Origin of the sequence: Streptomyces sp. A0642 (assembly GCF_004795105.1) — a bacterium.
GTDB lineage: Bacteria > Actinomycetota > Actinomycetes > Streptomycetales > Streptomycetaceae > Streptomyces.
Window position 1 is genome coordinate 373,488 of sequence record NZ_SSBL01000003.1, and the last position, 18,165, is coordinate 391,652.

18 protein-coding genes are annotated in these 18,165 nt (G+C 72.0%); 8 read left to right on the plus strand and 10 right to left on the minus strand.

Translation table 11 applies throughout. The annotated features are described in order from the left end of the window. Positions 1-79: 79 nt before the first annotated feature. Positions 80-1,153 (plus strand): enoyl-CoA hydratase/isomerase family protein, encoded by a 1,074-nt coding sequence (locus E6R60_RS08745; protein WP_136325856.1) that lies wholly within the window; start codon positions 80-82, stop codon positions 1,151-1,153. A gap of 21 nt (positions 1,154-1,174) precedes the next feature. Here E6R60_RS08745 and E6R60_RS08750 read toward each other — a convergent pair whose 3' ends face one another. After that, entirely contained in the window at positions 1,175-2,167 is a 993-nt protein-coding gene (locus E6R60_RS08750; protein WP_136325857.1) for a helix-turn-helix domain-containing protein, read from the minus strand. A 51-nt stretch (positions 2,168-2,218) separates the two neighbouring features. Between E6R60_RS08750 and E6R60_RS08755 the strand changes: the two genes are divergently transcribed. After that, a complete protein-coding gene (locus E6R60_RS08755; protein ID WP_136325858.1) occupies positions 2,219-2,614 on the plus strand; it encodes a cupin domain-containing protein in 396 nt (131 codons plus the stop codon). A 117-nt stretch (positions 2,615-2,731) separates the two neighbouring features. Here the strand turns inward: E6R60_RS08755 and E6R60_RS08760 are convergent, their stop codons facing one another. The 6 genes from E6R60_RS08760 to E6R60_RS08785 all read right to left on the minus strand — a co-directional run bounded on the left by E6R60_RS08760 (position 2,732) and on the right by E6R60_RS08785 (position 10,217). After that, a complete protein-coding gene (locus E6R60_RS08760) occupies positions 2,732-4,261 on the minus strand; it encodes a rhamnulokinase family protein (protein ID WP_136325859.1) in 1,530 nt (509 codons plus the stop codon). A gap of 16 nt (positions 4,262-4,277) precedes the next feature. Beyond that, positions 4,278-6,323, minus strand: a complete 2,046-nt coding sequence (locus E6R60_RS08765) for a bifunctional aldolase/short-chain dehydrogenase (protein WP_136325860.1) — start codon at positions 6,321-6,323, stop codon at positions 4,278-4,280. Between the two features lie 62 nt (positions 6,324-6,385). After that, a complete protein-coding gene (gene rhaI, locus E6R60_RS08770) occupies positions 6,386-7,552 on the minus strand; it encodes an L-rhamnose isomerase (protein ID WP_136325861.1) in 1,167 nt (388 codons plus the stop codon). A gap of 392 nt (positions 7,553-7,944) precedes the next feature. Next, positions 7,945-8,172: a hypothetical protein gene (locus E6R60_RS08775; protein WP_136325862.1), complete on the minus strand. Its 228-nt coding sequence runs from the start codon at positions 8,170-8,172 to the stop codon at positions 7,945-7,947. An 88-nt stretch (positions 8,173-8,260) separates the two neighbouring features. After that, complete coding sequence (locus E6R60_RS08780; protein WP_136325863.1) at positions 8,261-8,740, minus strand: hypothetical protein; 480 nt, start codon at positions 8,738-8,740, stop codon at positions 8,261-8,263. Positions 8,741-8,846: 106 nt separating this feature from the next. Continuing rightward, complete coding sequence (locus tag E6R60_RS08785) at positions 8,847-10,217, minus strand: FAD-linked oxidase C-terminal domain-containing protein (protein WP_136325864.1); 1,371 nt, start codon at positions 10,215-10,217, stop codon at positions 8,847-8,849. A 137-nt stretch (positions 10,218-10,354) separates the two neighbouring features. Here E6R60_RS08785 and E6R60_RS08790 point away from each other — a divergent pair, with 137 nt between their 5' ends. After that, entirely contained in the window at positions 10,355-11,227 is an 873-nt protein-coding gene (locus E6R60_RS08790) for a pentapeptide repeat-containing protein (protein ID WP_136325865.1), read from the plus strand. 89 nt (positions 11,228-11,316) lie between these two features. Here E6R60_RS08790 and E6R60_RS08795 read toward each other — a convergent pair whose 3' ends face one another. Next, the gene (locus E6R60_RS08795; RefSeq protein WP_136325866.1) at positions 11,317-11,841 is read right to left on the minus strand and encodes an SRPBCC family protein; all 525 of its coding nucleotides are present in this window, start codon (positions 11,839-11,841) and stop codon (positions 11,317-11,319) included. A gap of 277 nt (positions 11,842-12,118) precedes the next feature. Beyond that, positions 12,119-13,030 (minus strand): LysR family transcriptional regulator, encoded by a 912-nt coding sequence (locus E6R60_RS08800; protein WP_136325867.1) that lies wholly within the window; start codon positions 13,028-13,030, stop codon positions 12,119-12,121. A gap of 115 nt (positions 13,031-13,145) precedes the next feature. Here E6R60_RS08800 and E6R60_RS08805 point away from each other — a divergent pair, with 115 nt between their 5' ends. After that, positions 13,146-14,018 (plus strand): oxidoreductase, encoded by an 873-nt coding sequence (locus E6R60_RS08805; RefSeq protein WP_136325868.1) that lies wholly within the window; start codon positions 13,146-13,148, stop codon positions 14,016-14,018. A gap of 88 nt (positions 14,019-14,106) precedes the next feature. Here the strand turns inward: E6R60_RS08805 and E6R60_RS08810 are convergent, their stop codons facing one another. After that, positions 14,107-14,799 (minus strand): NAD(P)-binding domain-containing protein, encoded by a 693-nt coding sequence (locus E6R60_RS08810; RefSeq protein WP_276613950.1) that lies wholly within the window; start codon positions 14,797-14,799, stop codon positions 14,107-14,109. A gap of 160 nt (positions 14,800-14,959) precedes the next feature. Between E6R60_RS08810 and E6R60_RS08815 the strand changes: the two genes are divergently transcribed. The 4 genes from E6R60_RS08815 (at position 14,960) to E6R60_RS08830 (ending at position 18,011) form a co-directional block, all read left to right on the plus strand. Then, entirely contained in the window at positions 14,960-15,511 is a 552-nt protein-coding gene (locus E6R60_RS08815) for a GH25 family lysozyme (RefSeq protein ID WP_136325870.1), read from the plus strand. 94 nt (positions 15,512-15,605) lie between these two features. Beyond that, positions 15,606-16,043, plus strand: coding sequence for a MarR family transcriptional regulator (locus E6R60_RS08820; protein ID WP_240802476.1), 438 nt, complete (start codon positions 15,606-15,608; stop codon positions 16,041-16,043). Positions 16,044-16,078: 35 nt separating this feature from the next. After that, positions 16,079-16,348 carry a hypothetical protein gene (locus E6R60_RS08825; RefSeq protein ID WP_136325872.1) on the plus strand — a complete coding sequence of 90 codons (270 nt, stop codon included), beginning with the start codon at positions 16,079-16,081 and terminating at the stop codon, positions 16,346-16,348. A 130-nt stretch (positions 16,349-16,478) separates the two neighbouring features. Beyond that, positions 16,479-18,011, plus strand: a complete 1,533-nt coding sequence (locus E6R60_RS08830) for a carboxylesterase family protein (protein ID WP_136325873.1) — start codon at positions 16,479-16,481, stop codon at positions 18,009-18,011. Positions 18,012-18,165 lie beyond the last annotated feature (154 nt).

An 18,165-nucleotide genomic window follows, 5' to 3' on the forward strand; every position in this document is an offset into this window, starting at 1 on the left:
GACCGCCGCGCACAATGGCAGCTGAAGATCGTCCGTGACCGGCGGACGGTACGGCACTGGGGCTGACCGGAGCGCACGCATGAGCCACGACGATTCCGTCCTGTTGCACACCGAGGGACGCGTCCGCCACCTCACGCTGAACCGGCCACGGGCCCTGAACGCGCTCAACCACGCCATGGTGCGGCAGATGGCCGAAGCGTTGGACGCGGCGGAACAGGACCCCTCGGTCGTCGCGGTGCTGCTCACCGGCGCGGGGGAGCGGGGGCTGTGCGCCGGCGGCGACATCCGGTCCATCCACGACGACGCGCTGGCCGGCGGCCGGGCGTCACTGGACTTCTGGCGTGACGAATACCGGCTCAACGCCCGGATCGCCCGCTTCCCCAAGCCGTACGTCGCCGTCATGGACGGCATCGTCATGGGCGGCGGAGTGGGCGTGTCGGCCCATGGGTCCCTCCGCATCGTCACGGAGCGCTCCCGGATCGCCATGCCGGAGACGGGCATCGGATTCGTCCCCGACGTCGGCGGCACGCGTCTGCTCGGCGCGGCCCCCGGCGAACTCGGCATGCACCTGGCGCTCACCGGGGACGCCGTCGGAGCGGCCGACGCCCTGCTGTGCGGCCTCGCCGACCACTTCGTACCCTCAACGGACCTGCCCGCCCTGCTCGCCGCGCTGGACACGTGCACCACCCCCGAGGCCGTCGTCGCGACAGCGGAGCGGTACGCAGGCACCGCCCCCGCCGGCGAGCTGGCCGGGCACCGGGACTGGATCGACGCCTGTTACGCGGCGGACACGGTCGAGGAGATCGTCGAGCGCCTCGACCGCAACGGGGCGCCCGCCGCGAAGCAGGCCGCGACCACGATCCTGGCCAAGTCACCCACGGCCCTCAAGGTGACGCTCGCGGCCCTCCGCCGCGCCCGCCGCTTGGAGAGCCTGGAAGCCGCCCTCGACCAGGAGTACCGCGTCTCGTCCGCGGCCTTCACCCGGCCCGATCTGGTGGAGGGCGTGCGCGCCCAGATCATCGACAAGGACCGCAGCCCCCGGTGGCGCCCGGCGGAACTCGCCGAGGTCACCGACGAGGAGGTGGCCCGCCACTTCGCTCCGCTGGGTGACGGCGAACTCGGTCTCGCCGCCGGGACGGCAGGAACCGCCTGAGGCGGGCGGCCCCCGCGCAGGTCAGTCCGCCTCCGGCCCGAAGCGGCCCCGGTACGCGGACGGAGTGATGCCGGTACCGCGGCGCATCAGCGTGCGCAAGTTGGCAGCCGTCCCGAGCCCGCTGCGCCGGGCGACGATCTCGAAGCGGGACTCACCCTGTTCGATCAGCCGGCACGCCAGGGCGAGCCGTTCCCCTGTGAGCCACGCCAGCGGTGTGGTTCCCAGTTGTGCCCGGAAGCGGCGGTGCAGCGTCGCCGCGCTGACCGCCGCTCGCGCCGCCAGGTCGGAGACGGCGAGCGGTGAGTCCAGCCGCTCCTGGGCCCAGGCCAGGACGGGCGCCAGCGATTCGTCCGGCAGGTCCGGCATCGGGCGCTCCACGAACTGCCGCTGACCGCCGTCCCGGTGCGCGGCGAAGACGAGTCGCCGGCTCACGGAATTGGCGACTTCCGCGCCGTGGTCGCGGCGGACCACGTGCAGCCCGAGATCGAGGGCGGCTGCGCTCCCGGCGGCGGTGAGGATGTCGCCGTCGTCCACGAACAGCACGTCCGGTTCGAGGCGGACGGCAGGGAAGCGGGCCCGGAAGGAATCAGCCCACTGCCAGTGCGCGGTCGCCCGTCGGCCGTCGAGGACTCCCGCCTCCGCGAGGGTGAAGGCGCCGCTGCAGAAGCCGACCAGGCGGGCGCCACGGGCATGGGCCCGACGGACGGCGTCGAGCACGGCGGGACGGCGAGGCACCTCGACGTCGGGCCGGTTGGGGACGATCAAGGTGTCCGCCGCGTCGGCCGCTTCCAGACCGGCGACGCCCGTGAGCGTGAAGAATCCGTCCCGCATGAGCGTCTCGGGCTCGGGGGAGCAGAGCCGGAGATCGTAGAGCTCCCGGCCGATCTCCGGCCTGCGCAGACCGAAGACCTCGGTCGCGCAGCCGAGTTCGAAGGGGTTCGAGTTCGCGTCGACGATCACGACGACCCGGTGGACGCCCGCCGGGCGCGGCAGGTGCGAGGATTCTTGCGGCATGTGCGATTTCTAGCACTCGTCCCGGCTTTCGCGAAGACTCAGGATGGGGTCATGAGCAAGGAACCGATATCTCTCGGCGAGGCGCTGGCCTCCTTCGACGCCCTGTGGAGCCCCCGCATCGTCACACGCGTCAACGACTACGACGTCCGCATCGCCAAGGTCGAGGGCGAACATGTCTGGCACGTCCATGACGAAACCGACGAGTTCTTCCTCGTACTCGACGGCGAGCTGCACATCTCGCTGCGCGAGCCGGACGGGGAGCGCACGGTCCACCTCCCCCGGGGCGCGGTTTTCACCGTCCCCCGGGGAACGGAGCACAAGCCGTACGCTCCCTCCGGCGCCGCCATCCTCATGTTCGAGCCCACCGGCACACCGACCGTGGGCGATCGCCATGACGATGTCCCGGACCACGTGGACGCGACGACGGGACACATGCTGAGCAGCTGAGCGGACGCCGCACGTCTCCCCGGCAGCGGATCGACGTCACGGCTTCCCGGGGGCGGAGCGACTCCACGGCTCCCGGTCAGGCCGTGCCCGCTCCGCCCCGGCGGCCACGGCGCCCGGTCAGTTCATGTCCCCGTCCGCCCCGGCGGCCTCGTCCTCCTGCGGCCGGCCGAGGCGAGCCTCCGCGCGGTCCCAGTCGCGACGGTTCCCGCGCGGCTCGTAATGCCGCAGTTCCTGGGTGCGGGCGACCAGCCGCCGCAGAGCGGCGAGGTCACCCACCAGGCCGTGGGCGCGGGCCTGGAGCAGGATGTTGCCCAGAGCGGTCGCCTCCGCGGGGCCCGCCGTCACCGGCAGCCCGGTCGCGTCGGCCGTCCACTGGCAGAGCAGCTCGTTGCGCGAGCCCCCGCCGACCAGGTGGATCCGCACCGGCGTACGCCCGGCGAGTTCGGCGGCCCTGCGCAACGTCCTGCGATGGGCCAGCGCGAGGCTCTCCAGCACACAGCGCACGTATCCGCCCGGCGTCCGGGGCGGCGCCTGCCCCGTGCGCAGCAGTTGGGCGTCGATGCGGGCGGGCATGTCACCCGGTGCGAGGAAGGACGCGTCGTCCGGATCGATCACGGCGGCGAACGGCTCGGACGCGGCCGCGTCCGCGAGCAGACGGGCCAGACCGAGAGGCGCGCCCGTGCGGTCCCACTCCCGGCGGCACTCCTCCAGCAGCCACATGCCCATGATGTTGCGGAGGTAGCGCACGGTGCCGTCCACCCCGCGCTCGTTGGTGAAGTTCGCCGCCCGGGACTCCTCGGACAGAACCGGAGCGTCCAGTTCCAGCCCGGCCAGGGACCACGTGCCGCAACTGACGTACGCGAAGTCCGCTTCCATGGCCGGAACCGCGGCGACCGCCGACGCCGTGTCGTGCGAGGCGACCGTCGTCACCGGGGTGCCGCACGGCAGCCCGGTGTGGTCGGCGACGTGGGCCAGCAGCACCCCCGCCGGCGCTCCCGGCTCGCGCAGCGGCGGGAAGAGGGCACGGTTCAGCCCCAGCCGCCCGATCAGCGCATCGGACCAGTCACCGCCGCGTGCGTCGAACAGTCCGGTCGTCGACGCGTTCGTGATCTCCGCGCCCACCGATCCGGTCAGCCAGTACACCAGCAGATCGGGCATCAGCAGCAGCGTCCTGGCCGCCTCCCACTGGGCCGTCTCGCGGTGAGCGAGAAGCTGGAAGACCGTGTTGAACGGCAGGTGCTGCAATCCGCTGACCGCGTACAGCTCCCGCACGCCACAGCCGTCCGGCAGCCGCTCCGCCATCCCGCTGTTGCGCGCGTCCCGGTAGTGGAACGGCAGCCCCAGCAGCGCTCCGTCCCCGTCCAGCAGCCCGTAGTCCACCGCCCAGGTGTCGATGCCGATGGAGGCGACCGGGCCCGACCGCCCGGCCGCCCGCAGTCCGTCCAGCATCCCCTGGTACAGGGCCAGTACGTCCCAGCGCAGACCGTCCGGCAGACGCACCGGCGTATTGGCGAACCGGTGCGCCTCGGTCAGTTCGAGCCTTCCCGGCCCGACCCGGCCGGTGATGACGCGGCCGCTGGTCGCGCCGAGGTCCACGGCGGCGAAGACGGCTTCGCCGGCGGCGCCGGCCAGGGAGTTCACAGGCATCGGGATCGCGTCCAGGTCATCGCAGGAAGGCGGCTGCCACGCCGGCGTCCACCGGAACGTGCAGGCCGGTGGTGTGGGTGAGGTCGCCGCCGGTCAGCGCGAAAACGGCGTTGGCGACGTGCTCGGGCAGCACCTCGCGCTTGAGCAGGGTCCGCTGGGCGTAGAACTCGCCGAGCTTCTCCTCCTCGATGCCGTAGGTCGCCGCCCGCTGGGCGCCCCAGCCGGCGGCGAAGATCCCCGAGCCCCGCACCACCCCGTCCGGGTTGATGCCGTTGACGCGGATCCCGTGCTCGCCGAGCTCGGCCGCCAGGAGCCGTACCTGGTGCGCCTGGTCCGCCTTGGTCGCCGAGTAGGCGATGTTGTTCGGGCCGGCGAACACGGCGTTCTTGGAAGCGATGTAGATGATGTCGCCGCCGAGCTTCTGCGCCTGCATGACCCGGGCGGCCTCGCGCGCCACGAGGAACGAGCCGCGCGCCATGATGTCGTGCTGCAGGTCCCAGTCACGCGCCGTGGTCTCCAGCAGGGGCTTGGAGATGGAGATCCCCGCGTTGTTCACGACGAGGTCCACACCGCCGAACGCGAGGACGGCGGCCCTGAAGGCCTCCGCGATCTGCTCCTCGCTCGTGACGTCGACGGTGACCGCCACCGCCCGGTCCGGTCCGCCGAGGTCCTCCGCGACCGCGGCCGCGTTCTCGGCGTTCAGGTCCGCGACGACCACACAGGCGCCCTCGGCCACCAGCCGGTGCGCGATGGCGCGGCCGATCCCCGAGCCGGCCCCGGTCACCAGGGCGACCCGGGTGGCCAGCGGCTTCGCCTTCGGCATCCGGCGCAGCTTCGCCTCCTCCAGCTCCCAGTACTCGATCCGGAACTTCTCGGACTCCTCGATCGGCGCGTACGTGGAGACGGCCTCGGCGCCACGCATCACGTTGATGGCGTTGAGGTAGAACTCCCCGGCGACGCGAGCGGTCTGCTTGTCCTTGCCGAAGGAGAACATCCCGACGCCGGGCACCAGCACGATCGCGGGATCCGCGCCGCGCATGCCGGGGGAACCCGGGACGGCGTGCCGCTCGTAGTACGCGCGATAGGCCTCGCGGTACTCGGCGTGCAGCGTCTTCAGCCGCTCCACCGCCTCGGCGACCGGTGCGTCCGCGGGGAGGTCGAGGACCAGAGGACTGACCTTCGTGCGGAGGAAGTGGTCCGGGCACGACGTGCCCAGGGCGGCGAGCCGCGGGTGCTCGGTGCGGGACAGGAAGTCCAGCACCGGCTCGGCGTCCGTGAAGTGGCCCACCTGGGGGCGGTCGGTGGACGCCAGGCCGCGGATCACCGGGGCGAGCGCCGCCGCCCGCTCCCGGCGCTCAGGTCCGGACAACGCGGTCCGGCCGGGCAGCACGGCCCCGAACGGCTCGGGCCTGCCGCGCTCCGCCAGGAAGGTCTCCGCCGTACGGATCATCCACAGGGCGTTGCGCTCGCACTCGTCCGACGTCTCGCCCCACGCGGTGATCCCGTGACCGCCCAGGACGACGCCGACCGCCTGCGGATGGGCCTCCTTGACGGCGGCGATGTCCAGGCCGAGCTGGAACCCCGGCCGGCGCCATCCCACCCAGGCGACCTTGTCGCCGAAGCACTCGGCGGTCAGCTTCTCCCCGTCGGCCGCGCACGCCAGGGCGATCCCCGAATCCGGATGCAGATGGTCGACGTGAGCCGCCTCGACCAAGGCGTGCATCGCGGTGTCGATCGACGGCGCGGCACCCCCCTTGCCGTGGAGGCAGTAGTCGAACGCCGCCACCATCTCGTCCTCGTGCTCCACGCCCGGGTACACCTCCTTGAGGGCGCGGACGCGGTCCAGGCGCAGTACGGCGAGGCCCTCCTCCTTCAGGGTGCCGAGGTCGCCCCCGGAGCCCTTGACCCAGAGGAGTTCGGTCTCACCACCGGTCACCGGGTCGTGGCCGGCGGCCTTCACCGAAGTGTTGCCGCCTGCGTAGTTGGTGTTGCGCGGGTCGGAGCCGATCCGGTGTGCGCGCTCCAGGAGCGCGGCGACTTCGGCGTGCGTCGGGGACGTCATGAGCATTCCTTCGGGAGGAGGTGTGCGGGGCGGGGGGCGGCGGTGGACGGACGCGACCGGGGTCAGGCGCCCCAGCCGGCCTGGGTGCCGCCCACCCGGCCGGCGGCGATGCGTTCCTGGTTGCCGGAGGCGAGGTAGGCGGCGAACGGGTCGCCGGCCAGCCCCTGTTCCTCCCGGACCTCCGCCAGCAGCGGCCGGACGTCGGTGTTGTAGGCATCCATCAGCACGGCGTTGGAGGCCAGTACGTCGCCCGCCTTCTGCGCGGCGGCGAGCGCGTCCATGTCGACCAGCAGGGCCTTGGCCGTCGCCTCCTGCACATTGGCGACCGAGCGGATCACCGCGGGAATCTTCGCCTCGATGTTGTGGCACTGGTCGAGCATGAAATTGACGTTGGTCTCGGAGCGGAGGCCGCCGTTCTTCACGACCTCGTGCATGATCCGGAAGAGCTGGAAGGGATCGGCCGCACCGACCATCAGGTCGTCGTCCGCGTAGAAGCGGGAGTTGAAGTCGAATGCACCGAGCCGGCCTTCCCGGAGCAGCAGGGCCACGATGAACTCGATGTTCGTGCCGGGGGCGTGATGCCCCGTGTCCACGACCACCTGCGCCTTCGGGCCGAGCTTGAGGCAGTGCGCGTACGCCGTGCCCCAGTCGGGCACGTCCGTCGTGTAGAAGGCCGGCTCGAACAGCTTGTACTCCAGCAGCATCCGCTGGTCGTCGCCGAGGCGCTCGTACACCTCCGCCAGCGCTTCGGCCAGCCGCTCCTGACGGGCAACGATGTCATCCTGCCCCGGGTAGTTCGTCCCGTCGGAGAACCACAGCTTGAGATCGGGCGACCCCGTCTCGTCCATGACGTCGACGCACTCCAGCAGATGGTCCGTCGCCTTGCGCCGGACCGCCGCGTCGGGGTGGGTGACCGAGCCGAGCTTGTAGTCGTCGTCCTGGAAGACGTTGGAGTTGATGGCGCCGATCCGCAGCCCGAGGCCTTCCGCGTGGCGCGTGAGGGCGGCGTAGTCCTCGACCTTGTCCCAGGGAATGTGCAGGGACACCTTCGGGGCGACGCCGGTGAACGCATGGACCTGCGCCGCGTCCTCCATCTTCTCGAACGGGTCGCGCGGCACCCCGGGCTGTGCGAACACCTTGAACCGGGTCCCGGAGTTGCCGTACCCCCACGACGGGGTCTCGATCACCTGAGATTTCAGGGCTGCCTTGACGGCCGACACATCAGACATGAACACCTCGTAAGCAGAGTCACCCGACGACCGAGATCGTCGGCATCATATGAATCGTTTCATTCGAACGTACGCTAGGTGTGGCCCCGCTCACTAGTCAAGTGGTCGGGCGGTCTGCATCTGAGGGCGAGCCGGGTTGAATCAATTCACCACGGATCGGGGCGTCCCGGCCGAAGACGGGCCCGGCCCGCCCCGGGATCGGGGGCGGGCCGGGGACGCCACGCCGGTGGAAGGTTCCGCTGGGCACGGCGGAGGGCGGGAGCGTTCACCGGTCAGGGAGCGCGGCGGCCCGCTGTCCGGGGGCGCCGGCCCGGGCGGGGGAACGACCGCTGCTCCCGTCCCGCGCGGCGGCCGGGGGAGGCCCGGTCGGGCCGCTCAAGGGCTCGGGCGGCTCAGTGCCCGCTGCCGGACATGCTGGGCTGGAGCGAGCGGACGAGGTCGAAGAACCGCGTCTCATTGCCCGACAGGCCCGCACGGCGCAGCGCCCCGTCCGCCTCGGCGATCGGCGAGGCGAGCAACGGCATGTACAGCGGGGCGTCGTCCGGATCGCAGAGCGCGGCCCGCGTCGCCTCCAGTAAACGGACGTACGCCTGCGCCGCGGCGAGTTCGTCATTGCGCATCTCAGCATCTCCCGGTCAGAGGTGTCGGACCCACCAGCATCCCTCATGGGTCCGACAACGGACCTCGGCGACGGCCGCGGCACGCCTCCTATCGGCTGTCCGGCCGATCCGGCCCCGTCGGCGGCTCGATTTCCAGGAAGCGGCGGTTGCGGGGTCCTCGGTAGAGCAGGGCGATCCAGCCCAACTCCCGGAGCATTGCCGCGCACCGGGTCAGCTCACCCTCCTCCTCGTGCACCGCGCCGCTGCCGGGGGGACCGAGCCACTCCACCCGTGCGGTGCCCGGCGACGCGCCCGCGGAGACCCGGTACCCCGTCGCCGTACGGCGTCCTGACGCGTCGACGGCCGAGGCGGTCTGCCCCGACGCCTCCAGGGCCAGGGCAACGGCCCGTACCGTCCTGTGCAGTTCCCAGGCCGCCGGCTCCGCACCCGGGGCGGGGCGCCCGGTGTTCGTCAGGCGCCGGATCTGGAGCATCCCCTCGAACGCGGTCCGCACCGACGCGGCCCGCAGTTCGGCCGGCTCGGGGGGCGGCGGGCCGTCCCCGGTCGCCGGTTCGAAACCTGTGCTCATCCCTTCCCCTTCCCCTTCCCCCCTCGCCGGTTCGAAGCCGGTGCGCAACCGACCCGTTTCCCGTGCCGCCCGCGTGCCAGTGTGCGCCGCCCCACTGACAACCGGGTCAGACGCCCCCGAGCACCTTGCCCGGGTTGAGGATGCCGTGCGGATCGAGGGCCGCCTTCACCGCGTGATGCATGCCGAGCACCGCGGGACCCAGTTCCTTGTTCATGCCGCGCATCTTCAGCAGCCCGACGCCGTGTTCACCGGTCACCGTGCCGCCCAGGGCGATCGCGTCGTCCAGGACGTCCTCGAAGGCCGCCTGGGCCCGCGCACGCGCGGCTTCGTCCCCGGGCGGCGTGATGATCAGGGGGTGGAGGTTGCCGTCCCCCGCGTGGGCGATGTTGGCGATGAGGATGTCGTGCCGGGCGGCTGTCCGTTCGATCCGCGCCAGCATCTCCGGCACCGCGGTCCGCGGCACGCACACGTCCTCGGTCAGCACCGGGCCGAGCCGCTCCAGTGCGGGGTAGGCCAGGCGCCGGGCCTGGAACAGCGCGTCCGCCTCCTGCTGGTCCGTGGACACCGCGGCCCAGGTCGCCCCTGCGCGGTCGAAGCAGTCACGGACCAGTTCCGCCTCGGCGTCGCCCTCCGCGCCGGGAGTGTCGACGCGGCCGAGCAGCACCACGTCGGCGTCCGCGGAGAGGCCCATCCTCTTCCACGCGTCGACCGCGGCGAGGCAGTGGCGGTCGACGAGTTCGAGCGCCGAGGGGATGACGCCCGACGCGGTCACGGCGCTCACCGCCTCACCCGCGGCGACCACGGACGAGAAGTACCCCGCCACCGTCCGCTCCTGGAGCCTCGCGGGCCGCAGACGTACCGTGATCTCCGTGATCACCCCGAGCGTGCCCTCGGAACCCACCATCAGCCCGGCCAGGTCGTACCCGGCCACGCCCTTCGCGGTGCGGCGCCCGAGCGGGACGACCTCGCCGAGTCCGTTGACGACCTCCAGGCCCAGCACGTAGTCGCGCGTCACGCCGTACTTGACGCAGCACATGCCCCCGGCGTTCGTCGCGACGTTCCCGCCGATGGTGGACCAGGGCGAACTGGCCGGGTCCGGCGGGTACCACAGTCCGTGCTCCGCGCTCGCCGCCCGCAGATCGTCGTTGACCACGCCGGGCTGGACGACGGCCAGCCGCTCCGCCCGGTCGATCGCGACGATGCGGTTCATGTCCTCGAAGGACAGGACGATGGCGCCGTCGACGGCGTTCGCGCCGCCGGACAGGCCGGTGCCCGCGCCCCGCGGCACCAGGGGGATGCGGTGGGCGATGCAGTGGCGCACCACATCCCGCACCTCCCCGGTGTTCTGCGGGCGCACCACGGCCAGAGGGGTCCCGTACGGAGCCCACTCGGCCTCGTCGTGCTGGTACCGGGCCAGGCCCGCCGGATCCGTCAGGACCCGCCGGGCCGGAATGCCGTCGACCGGTGCGTTCGTCACGATGAGGGCCACCTCCAAAAGATGTATTACGCATCATTATGGTCCGGGGGCCCTGGACGGGGCGGCGGCGGCCCGCAGAACCGCGCGGGGCACCTCGTGGCGGGCGAAGCGTTGTGCCTCGGTAGGCTCGACCGCCCATGGACCACGCCCCATCGAAGGACTCACGTACCGTGCGCGACAACGACCGAGCCCGCGACGCCGACGGCCGTGCCGCTCTGCGTGCCGACTGCGGGAACTGCTTCGGACTGTGCTGCGTCGCGCTGACCCTCACCCGGTCCGCGGACTTCGCCGTCGACAAGGACGCGGGTACACCGTGCGGCAACCTCCAGGACGACTTCCGCTGCGGCATCCACACCCGGCTCCGCACCGAGGGCTTCGCCGGCTGCACGGTGTACGACTGCTTCGGCGCGGGCCAGAAGGTGTCGGCGGAGACCTTCGGCGGCCGGGACTGGCGCACGGCCCCGGAGAGCGCCCGGCAGATGTTCCAGGTCTTCCCCGTAGTGCGGCAGCTCCACGAACTCCTCTGGTACCTCACGGAGGCGGCGTCGCTGGCGCCGGCCCGCTCCCTGCACGGAGAGATCCGGCGCACCCTGGAGGAGACGGAACGGCTGACCCGCCTCGATGCCGGCGCGTTCGCGGACCTGGACGTGGCGGCGCACCGTGACGGGGTCGCCGCGCTGCTGGCGCGGACCAGCGAACTCGTGCGCGCCACCGCGCCACGCAAGAAACGGCGCAGCCACCGCGGCGCGGACCTGATCGGCGCCCGCCTCAGAGGAGCGGACCTGCGGGGCGCCGACCTGCGCGGCGCCTACCTCATCGCGGCGGACCTCGCCGGCGCCGATCTGCGGCTGGCCGATCTGATCGGCGCGGACTTCCGGGACGCCGACCTGTCCGGCGCCGACCTGACCGGGGCGCTCTTCCTGACCCAGTCCCAGCTCAACGCGGCCAGGGGGAACGCCGCCACCCGGCTGCCCTCCACGCTCACTCGCCCCGCCCACTGGGAGAAGTGACGAGCCGTCACCGCCCGGACCGGCGGGGGCGCCTCGGACCGGCCGCCCCTGCCCCGACCGGCCGGACCCCTCCGGCCGGCCGCCACCGCTCAGACCGGTCCGGTACCGTCGGCCGGCGCGGCCTCCAGCACCGCCTTGAGGCGCTGGAGCGTGGTCCGGATGTTGCCGCGCTGGAACTCGGCGAAGGTGTGCCCCCGGGTCGCCGCCCGGTCGAAGGCGTTGGCCAGGAAGTCCGGCCAGGCGCGGCGGTCGTCCGTCCATGTCTCGGTGACCCTGGTGCCGCCGGGCACGGCCTCGAAGCGGTACTCCCAGGTGGCGATCGCGCCCGGCAGCCGAGGACGCTTCGCCCCGATGGCGTGGACGCGGAAGGCGAACCGTTCCCCCGGATCGGCCGCCGTCACCGTGCACCGGGTCGTCCAGCGCATGGCCCCGCGCTTGTTCCGGCCCTCGAAGACCATTCCGGCGTAGGCGCCCCGGCGCTCCCCGAGCACCCTCGCGCCCCGGTTCTCCGGACTCCAGCGGCCCATCTCGGTGGGGTCGCTCAACCGTTCGTACACGACCGAGGGTTCGGCGAGAACCACGATGCTGTCCGATACGGACATGGTGCGGGGCATGACGCACTTCCGTTCCACGGCCGACTCCGGCAACCCCCGGGGCGTCGGGACGGCCGCACGGCCGACGGGCCCCCGGGACCCACACCCTACTCACCGGTCACATGGGTTCGGCGGCGGGTTCCGCCTGACGCTCCCACGACAACGAGTGCACGGGGTACCGGAGGAAACGAGGGAGGGGCCGACCGGACGGAACGTGGAAAGGGAGGCCGGCGCCGAGCGGTGAGAGGGCCGAGTCCGGGGTGGCGAGCGGGGCCGTCAGCGGGCCGGGCGGCCGCGGCTACCTCGTACGCTCCCCTCCGTCCCCCGCCTCCGATGCCGAGAGCTCACGCACCACGTCGGCGAATCCCCGGACCAGCGCGTCATCGCCCCCCACGGACCAGGCGAGCACGACGCGCAGCGGTTCCACGTCCGTCAGGGGAACCCAGGAGAGGTCGGGCCGTGCGTAGTACCGCGCCATGCTCAGCGGAGCGAAACAGATGGCGGCTCCCTCCGCGACCTGTTCCAGCATCTCCTCGACGTTGTCGTTGGTCGGCCCCCATCGTGGACTCGACCCGTCCGGGCGGGGGTTGACGGCCCACCAGTCCACCCACTCCCGTGGCGCCTGCTGCGTCCACAGCAGCGGTTCGTCCCCGACCTCCAGCACCGACACGCCGGATCGCGCCGCCAGCGCGTGGCCGGACGGCAGCCCCACGACGCGCGACTCCGTGTGCACCAACTCGCTGTGCAGACCGGTCAGATCGTTGGGCAGCCAGACGAAGGCCACATCGGTCAGTCCGTCCCGCAGGGCGTCGGCCTCCTGCCCCCAGTCGTAGCGTCTGGGCACCACCCGCACCCCTGGGTGGCGCCGGGAGAACTCCGCGCGGGCCCGGGTGGTCAGCTCGCCGGCTCCACTCGCCTCGAAGCCAACCCGCAGGACCCCCGTCTCGCCCCGCAGGTGCCGTTCGGCCGTAGCACTCACCCGCTCGGCCTGGCGCACCGTGAGCAGGGCCTCGGCGATCACGTCATGCCCCGCGGCGGTCGCCGAGACGCCACCGGCGTGCCGGTCGAAGAGGCGCACTCCTAGTTCGGACTCAAGGCTCTTGAGTGCGTACGAGAGGGCCGGCTGGCTGACGAAGAGCCGCTTGGCGGCCCGGCCCAGGTTCCCCTCTTCGGCGATCACGGTGAGGTAGTGCAGCTGACGCAGCTCCATCCAGCGATCATAAGGCCGGTTTATCGGTCCGGCGGATCTCTGTCCTGGACCGCCCCCGCAGCCGGATGACATAACTGGATCACCGCAACAGCACGACTGATAAATGGAGTTGGACATGAACACCGAACACGCAGCCGCCGCCCGCGACGATGCTCCGGGCCGGGTCTGGCTCATCACCGGGGCCTCGTCCGGATTCGGCCGCGCCATCGCCACGGCCGCCCTGGCGGCCGGGGACACCGTCGTGGCCACGGCCCGCAAGCCGGAGGCACTCGACGACCTGGTGGCCGCGCACCCCGACCGTGCCGTGGCCGTGCAGCTGGACGTCACCGACACGGCGCGCATCGCCGACGTCGTGGCGGACACCGTGCTCTGGTACGGCCGGATCGACGTGGTGGTCAACAACGCGGGGATGGGGCTGGTCGGCGCCGTCGAGGAGACGACCGACCGCGAACTGCGCGATCTCATGGACCTGCACTTCTTCGGGCCTGCCGCGCTCGTACGGGCCGTGCTGCCGCACATGCGCCGCAACGGCTCCGGTGCCGTCGTCCAGATGAGCAGCATGGGCGGCCGGTTCACCTTCCCCGGAGTCGGCGCCTACTCGGCGACGAAGTTCGCGCTCGAGGGTCTGTCCGAGGCGCTGGCCGCCGAGGTGGCGCCGCACGGCATCAAGGTGCTGATCGTCGAGCCCGGATCGTTCCGCACGGGATTCGCCGGGGGAGGGGCCCTGCGCCAGTCGGCGGCCCTTCCCGCGTACGAGGAGACGGTGGGACCGGTGCGCAGCAACCTGCCGGACTCCGACGGCAAGCAGGAGGGTGACCCGGACAAGGCGGCGGCCGCCATCCTGACGGCACTGGCCGCTCAGGACACCCCGCTCCGGCTGCCGCTGGGAAACGACGCCACCGATGCCGTCCTGGCCGGCCTCGACGCCTCCCGCGCCGAAGTCCTGGCCTGGGAGGAGGTCAGCCGCAGCACCGGCTACGACAGCTGATGCGCGGGCGGCCGCGAGGCGTGCCGGCAGGGGTGCGTCGTGCCCCGCACCCTGCCCCGCCCCGCGGCTCGCGCGCCGGGCAGTGCGTTCAGGCACGCCACTCCGGGGTGCGCTCGGCGGACGCCGAAGCCAGCGCCTTCTCGACCGCCTCGGCGTCACCCTGGTGGCCGTACACCGGCGTACCGGGCTGCTGGCGCCACGACTCGTCGAGCCCGCCGGCGTCCACCGTGTCGAAACCCAGCTCGTCGATCAGGTCGCGGACCTTCTGCTTCGCCGCGGCGTCGTCCCCGGCCACCGGAAGCGCCTGGCGGCCCGCGGTGCCCTTGGGCCGGCCGTTGGTGAGGATGTCCTGCGCGTACGTCCCGTTGAAGGCCTTGATGACGGGGTGACCGATCTGTTGCTCCGTCCACCGGCTTTCCGGCAGCCCGTCCTCGATCGCGGCGATCCGCCCGTCGCGCTCGCGCGGGTAGTAGTTCCCGGTGTCGATGACCGCGACGTTCTCCGCCGCGCCGTCGAGGAGGCCGGCGGGAAGCGCCTGGACGGCCTTGAGCGGAACGGTGACGACCACGACCTCCGCGCCCCGCGCCGCCTCGGCGGCGGTGACGGCGGTCGCGCCGGTCTCCTCGGCCAGCGCGGTGAGCGTCTGCGGACCTCGCGAGTTGGCGACGGACACCTCATGGCCGAGGGCGCTGAGGCGCCTGGTGAGATTGCCGCCGATATTCCCTGCCCCGATGATGCCGATCTTCATGGTTCCGGCCTTCCGATGCTGCGTGCGATGGATGGAAACGGTCTCTCCGGTTCACCAACTCCTGCCTGCCCGGAGCTATTCCTGTCTGTCGAACAAACGATTCTGCGGCCCGTCGGACGGGTGGGAGCCGCCTGCCGCGGGAACGTATCGGAGAGGAAAGCGGAATTGCCGGACCAGGTGTGAGGCGGTACCCATGCTGCGCGGTGTCGACGTCAGTGCCTACCAGTCGTCGTTCGAAACGGACGGGCTGGATTTTGTCCTCATCAAGGCCACCGAGGGCCGTTCGTACATCAACCCGCGCCTGGCGGCGCAGGCCAAACGTGCCCGGGACGCGAAATGCGTGGTCGGGTTCTACCACTTCCTCTGGCCCGGGAATATCACGGCGCAGGCGGAGTATTTCCTGAGCAAGGCACCGGAAAAGGCGGGCGAGCTGCTGGCTGTCGACTGGGAGCAGAACGGCGAGGGCACGCACGCGAGCAACGCGGAGAAGGACCGGTTCATCCGCGAGGTCAAACGGCGCCGGCCGCACCACAAGGTGCTGCTCTACTGCAACCGCTACTTCTGGCTGAACCACGACACCACGTCGTACGCCGGGGACGGCCTCTGGATCGCCGACTACGTCACGGCCGGAAAGCCCCGCATCAAGGCGTCATGGCGCATCCATCAGTACACGGACGAGCCGCTCGACAGGGATGTCGCCGCCTTCTCCTCCCGGGCGGCCATGCGCACCTGGGCCGGGGGGTAGCGGCCCTGGCGGCGGGGCTTTGATGGGTGCGCACCCATCATGGGGCTGTGCCTACGATATGCGGGTGAACGAGAACGAGACCCCGCCCAGTCTCATGGGACTCACGACCTACCTCATGTCCAGGACGGGCAAGGCCGCGCGCGGTCGCCTGGCCGAACGGCTGGCCGACCGCGGCTTTCGGCTCCCGCACATGGCGGTGCTGGCCGCCCTGGTCGACTTCGGCCCCCATGCGCAACGGGAACTGGCCGAGCGGCTGACGATCGACCGAAGCGACATCGTGAAGATCATCGACGAGCTGGGCGAGGCCGGTCTGGTGGACCGCGCACGCGACATGACCGACCGGCGGCGCGTGACGGTCACCGTCAGCCCGGCCGGCCGCGCACTGTTCGACCGGCTCCGGGCCGACGCGAGTGCCGTACAGGACGACGTCCTCGCGCCGTTGAACGCGCGGGAACGCGCCCGCCTGACGGCCCTGTTGACCCGCGTGCACAGCCATCTCCAGACCGGGGGAGGGGCGCGGCCAGGTCGCTGACCTGTTCCGTGTCCCGCGTACGGCAGACTTCCTCGGTGACCACTGCCGCGGCTCAGCCGCCTCGTGACCGTGCACTCGGGCGCGGAATCTCCACCCTCATCCCGCAGGCGGCGACCGCGACGCCCGCCGAGCAGGCGGCGGCCGTGCTGACGGCCATGCAGAGCGTTCCGGTGCGGGTGGGCGTGCTCCAGGCGGCCGTCGTGCTGCTGGAGGAGCGGGTGCGCGTCACGGGCGACGAGGCGGAGCGCGCCGCCGCGGCGACCACCGTCGCCATGCTCCGCAGCGCGATCGGCCAGGCCGGCTGAACGCTGCCTCGCGCACACGGGCGCGTCAGGTGCGGTAGTGATCATTTCGCTCGCGCGCGGCCGGCCGCTCTGCCATATTGCCTGGGTGCCCGCCCGGAAGGGGCGGGAGGCGAAGAGGGGCAGAGCGGTCGTGACCAGTGTCTTCCACACGGTGAGCGGACGGGTGCGTGGACGCCCCGCGGTACGCGGAGTCGTCGCCGTGCTCGGCATTCCGTACGCCGAACCGCCTTTCGGAGCGGACCGGTTCATGGAGCCGCGACCCCACGGCCCCTGGGCGGGCGTCCGGGACTGCGTCGAATACGGCCCCGTTCCGCCGCAGTCGGCCGAGCTTCCGGGCGCACCGCGCTGGTCGCCCGGTGACGAGGACGTCCTCAGCCTCAACGTCTGGACGCCCGAACGCGCACCGGGGACCGAGGACCGCCCGCTGCCCGTGCTCGTCTGGATCCACGGCGGGGCCTACACCTTCGGGTCCAGCGCCCAGCCCGACTTCGACGGAACGGCGCTCGCCCGTGCCGGCCTGGTCGTGGTCACCCTCAACTACCGGGTCGGATTCGAGGGATTCGGCCATGTCCCGGCCGACGGCGAGTACGTCTGCCCGCCGAACCGCGGGCTGCTCGACCAGATCGCCGCCCTGGAGTGGGTACGCGACAACATCGCGTTCTTCGGCGGGGCGCCGGACCGTGTCACGGTGGCAGGTCAGTCCGCGGGAGCGACCTCCGCGGCCTGCCTGATGACCATGGACGGGGCGCGGGGGCTGTTCCGGCGGGTGATCGCGCACAGTGCGGTCGGCCCCGTCTTCGCACCGGAACTCGCCGAGCGGCTCGGGCGAGAGGTGGCCGCGGCGGCGAGGGTCCCCCCTACCCACGCGGGACTCGCGGCCGCATCCCCGCAGTCCCTGGTACGGGCGTCCGACGCGGTCGTCGACGGGTACCGGCGGGACCCGCACTCCGGGCGCCTGTCCTGGGACCCCGTCATCTTCGGCCCGGTCGCCGACGGACGCGTCCTGCGCGCCGACCCGCTGGACCTGATCGCGGCCGGCGCGGCCGCGGACACCGGTCTCCTCGTCTGCCACACCACGCAGGAGTACCGGCTGATGAGCGCCGTAGGCAGCTGCGCCGGGGCCGCCACCGAGGAGGAACTGTCCCGCTTCATCAAGGACTTCGGTCTCCCCGAGTCCCTTTCCGAGGGCTATCGCCGCCTCGTGCCCGATGCGTCCGTACGCGACATCCACCTGGCGGTGTACGGCGACCTCATGTTCGGTGAGTACAGCAACCGGCTCGCCGACGCGCATGCACGGAGCGGCGGGCGCACATTCCTCTCGCGCTTCGCCCGGCAGCGGGGCGGGACCGGACCGGGGGTGTACGCCTGGCACTGCGCGGACGTTCCCTTCGCCTTCGGGAACCTCGCCGAGGAGAACATCCAGTTCCTGATCGGCGGTCCGCCGGCACCCTCGGACCACGGCTTGTCCGACCGGATGGTCGCGGCCTGGGCCGGGTTCGCGGCCACCGGCGATCCGGGCTGGGAGCCGGTCGGTGACGTCCACCAGGACACGGTCAGGGTCTGGGGAACGGCCGCTCCCGCCGCGGGACCCGACTTCTGGCAGGACGTCGAGGCGCTGCGCGCGCTGTGGAGCACCTTCACCTACCGCCCCGAGCGGTTCTGAGACGATCCCACGCCCGGCGGCCCCTGACGCCGTCATTGGCATGGACCTGCAAACGGCACTCGGCTACAGTCCGGAACGGCACACTCTGAGAGCGCTCTCAGACGAGACCGCTCCCGGACGCCTGCTGTTCCTCCCCCACGTCGCCGGAACAACA

Excerpts from the sequence above, each read along its gene's own strand:
- E6R60_RS08745 (WP_136325856.1), top strand. The coding sequence starts at position 80 with ATGAGCCACGACGATTCCGTCCTGTTGCACACCGAGGGACGCGTCCGC.
- E6R60_RS08750 (WP_136325857.1), bottom strand. The coding sequence starts at position 2,167 with ATGCCGCAAGAATCCTCGCACCTGCCGCGCCCGGCGGGCGTCCACCGG.
- E6R60_RS08755 (WP_136325858.1), top strand. The coding sequence starts at position 2,219 with ATGAGCAAGGAACCGATATCTCTCGGCGAGGCGCTGGCCTCCTTCGAC.
- E6R60_RS08760 (WP_136325859.1), bottom strand. The coding sequence starts at position 4,261 with ATGCCTGTGAACTCCCTGGCCGGCGCCGCCGGCGAAGCCGTCTTCGCC.
- E6R60_RS08765 (WP_136325860.1), bottom strand. The coding sequence starts at position 6,323 with ATGACGTCCCCGACGCACGCCGAAGTCGCCGCGCTCCTGGAGCGCGCA.
- rhaI (WP_136325861.1), bottom strand. The coding sequence starts at position 7,552 with ATGTCTGATGTGTCGGCCGTCAAGGCAGCCCTGAAATCTCAGGTGATC.
- E6R60_RS08775 (WP_136325862.1), bottom strand. The coding sequence starts at position 8,172 with ATGCGCAATGACGAACTCGCCGCGGCGCAGGCGTACGTCCGTTTACTG.
- E6R60_RS08780 (WP_136325863.1), bottom strand. The coding sequence starts at position 8,740 with ATGAGCACAGGTTTCGAACCGGCGACCGGGGACGGCCCGCCGCCCCCC.
- E6R60_RS08790 (WP_136325865.1), top strand. The coding sequence starts at position 10,355 with ATGGACCACGCCCCATCGAAGGACTCACGTACCGTGCGCGACAACGAC.
- E6R60_RS08795 (WP_136325866.1), bottom strand. The coding sequence starts at position 11,841 with ATGCCCCGCACCATGTCCGTATCGGACAGCATCGTGGTTCTCGCCGAA.
- E6R60_RS08800 (WP_136325867.1), bottom strand. The coding sequence starts at position 13,030 with ATGGAGCTGCGTCAGCTGCACTACCTCACCGTGATCGCCGAAGAGGGG.
- E6R60_RS08805 (WP_136325868.1), top strand. The coding sequence starts at position 13,146 with ATGAACACCGAACACGCAGCCGCCGCCCGCGACGATGCTCCGGGCCGG.
- E6R60_RS08815 (WP_136325870.1), top strand. The coding sequence starts at position 14,960 with ATGCTGCGCGGTGTCGACGTCAGTGCCTACCAGTCGTCGTTCGAAACG.
- E6R60_RS08820 (WP_240802476.1), top strand. The coding sequence starts at position 15,606 with ATGGGACTCACGACCTACCTCATGTCCAGGACGGGCAAGGCCGCGCGC.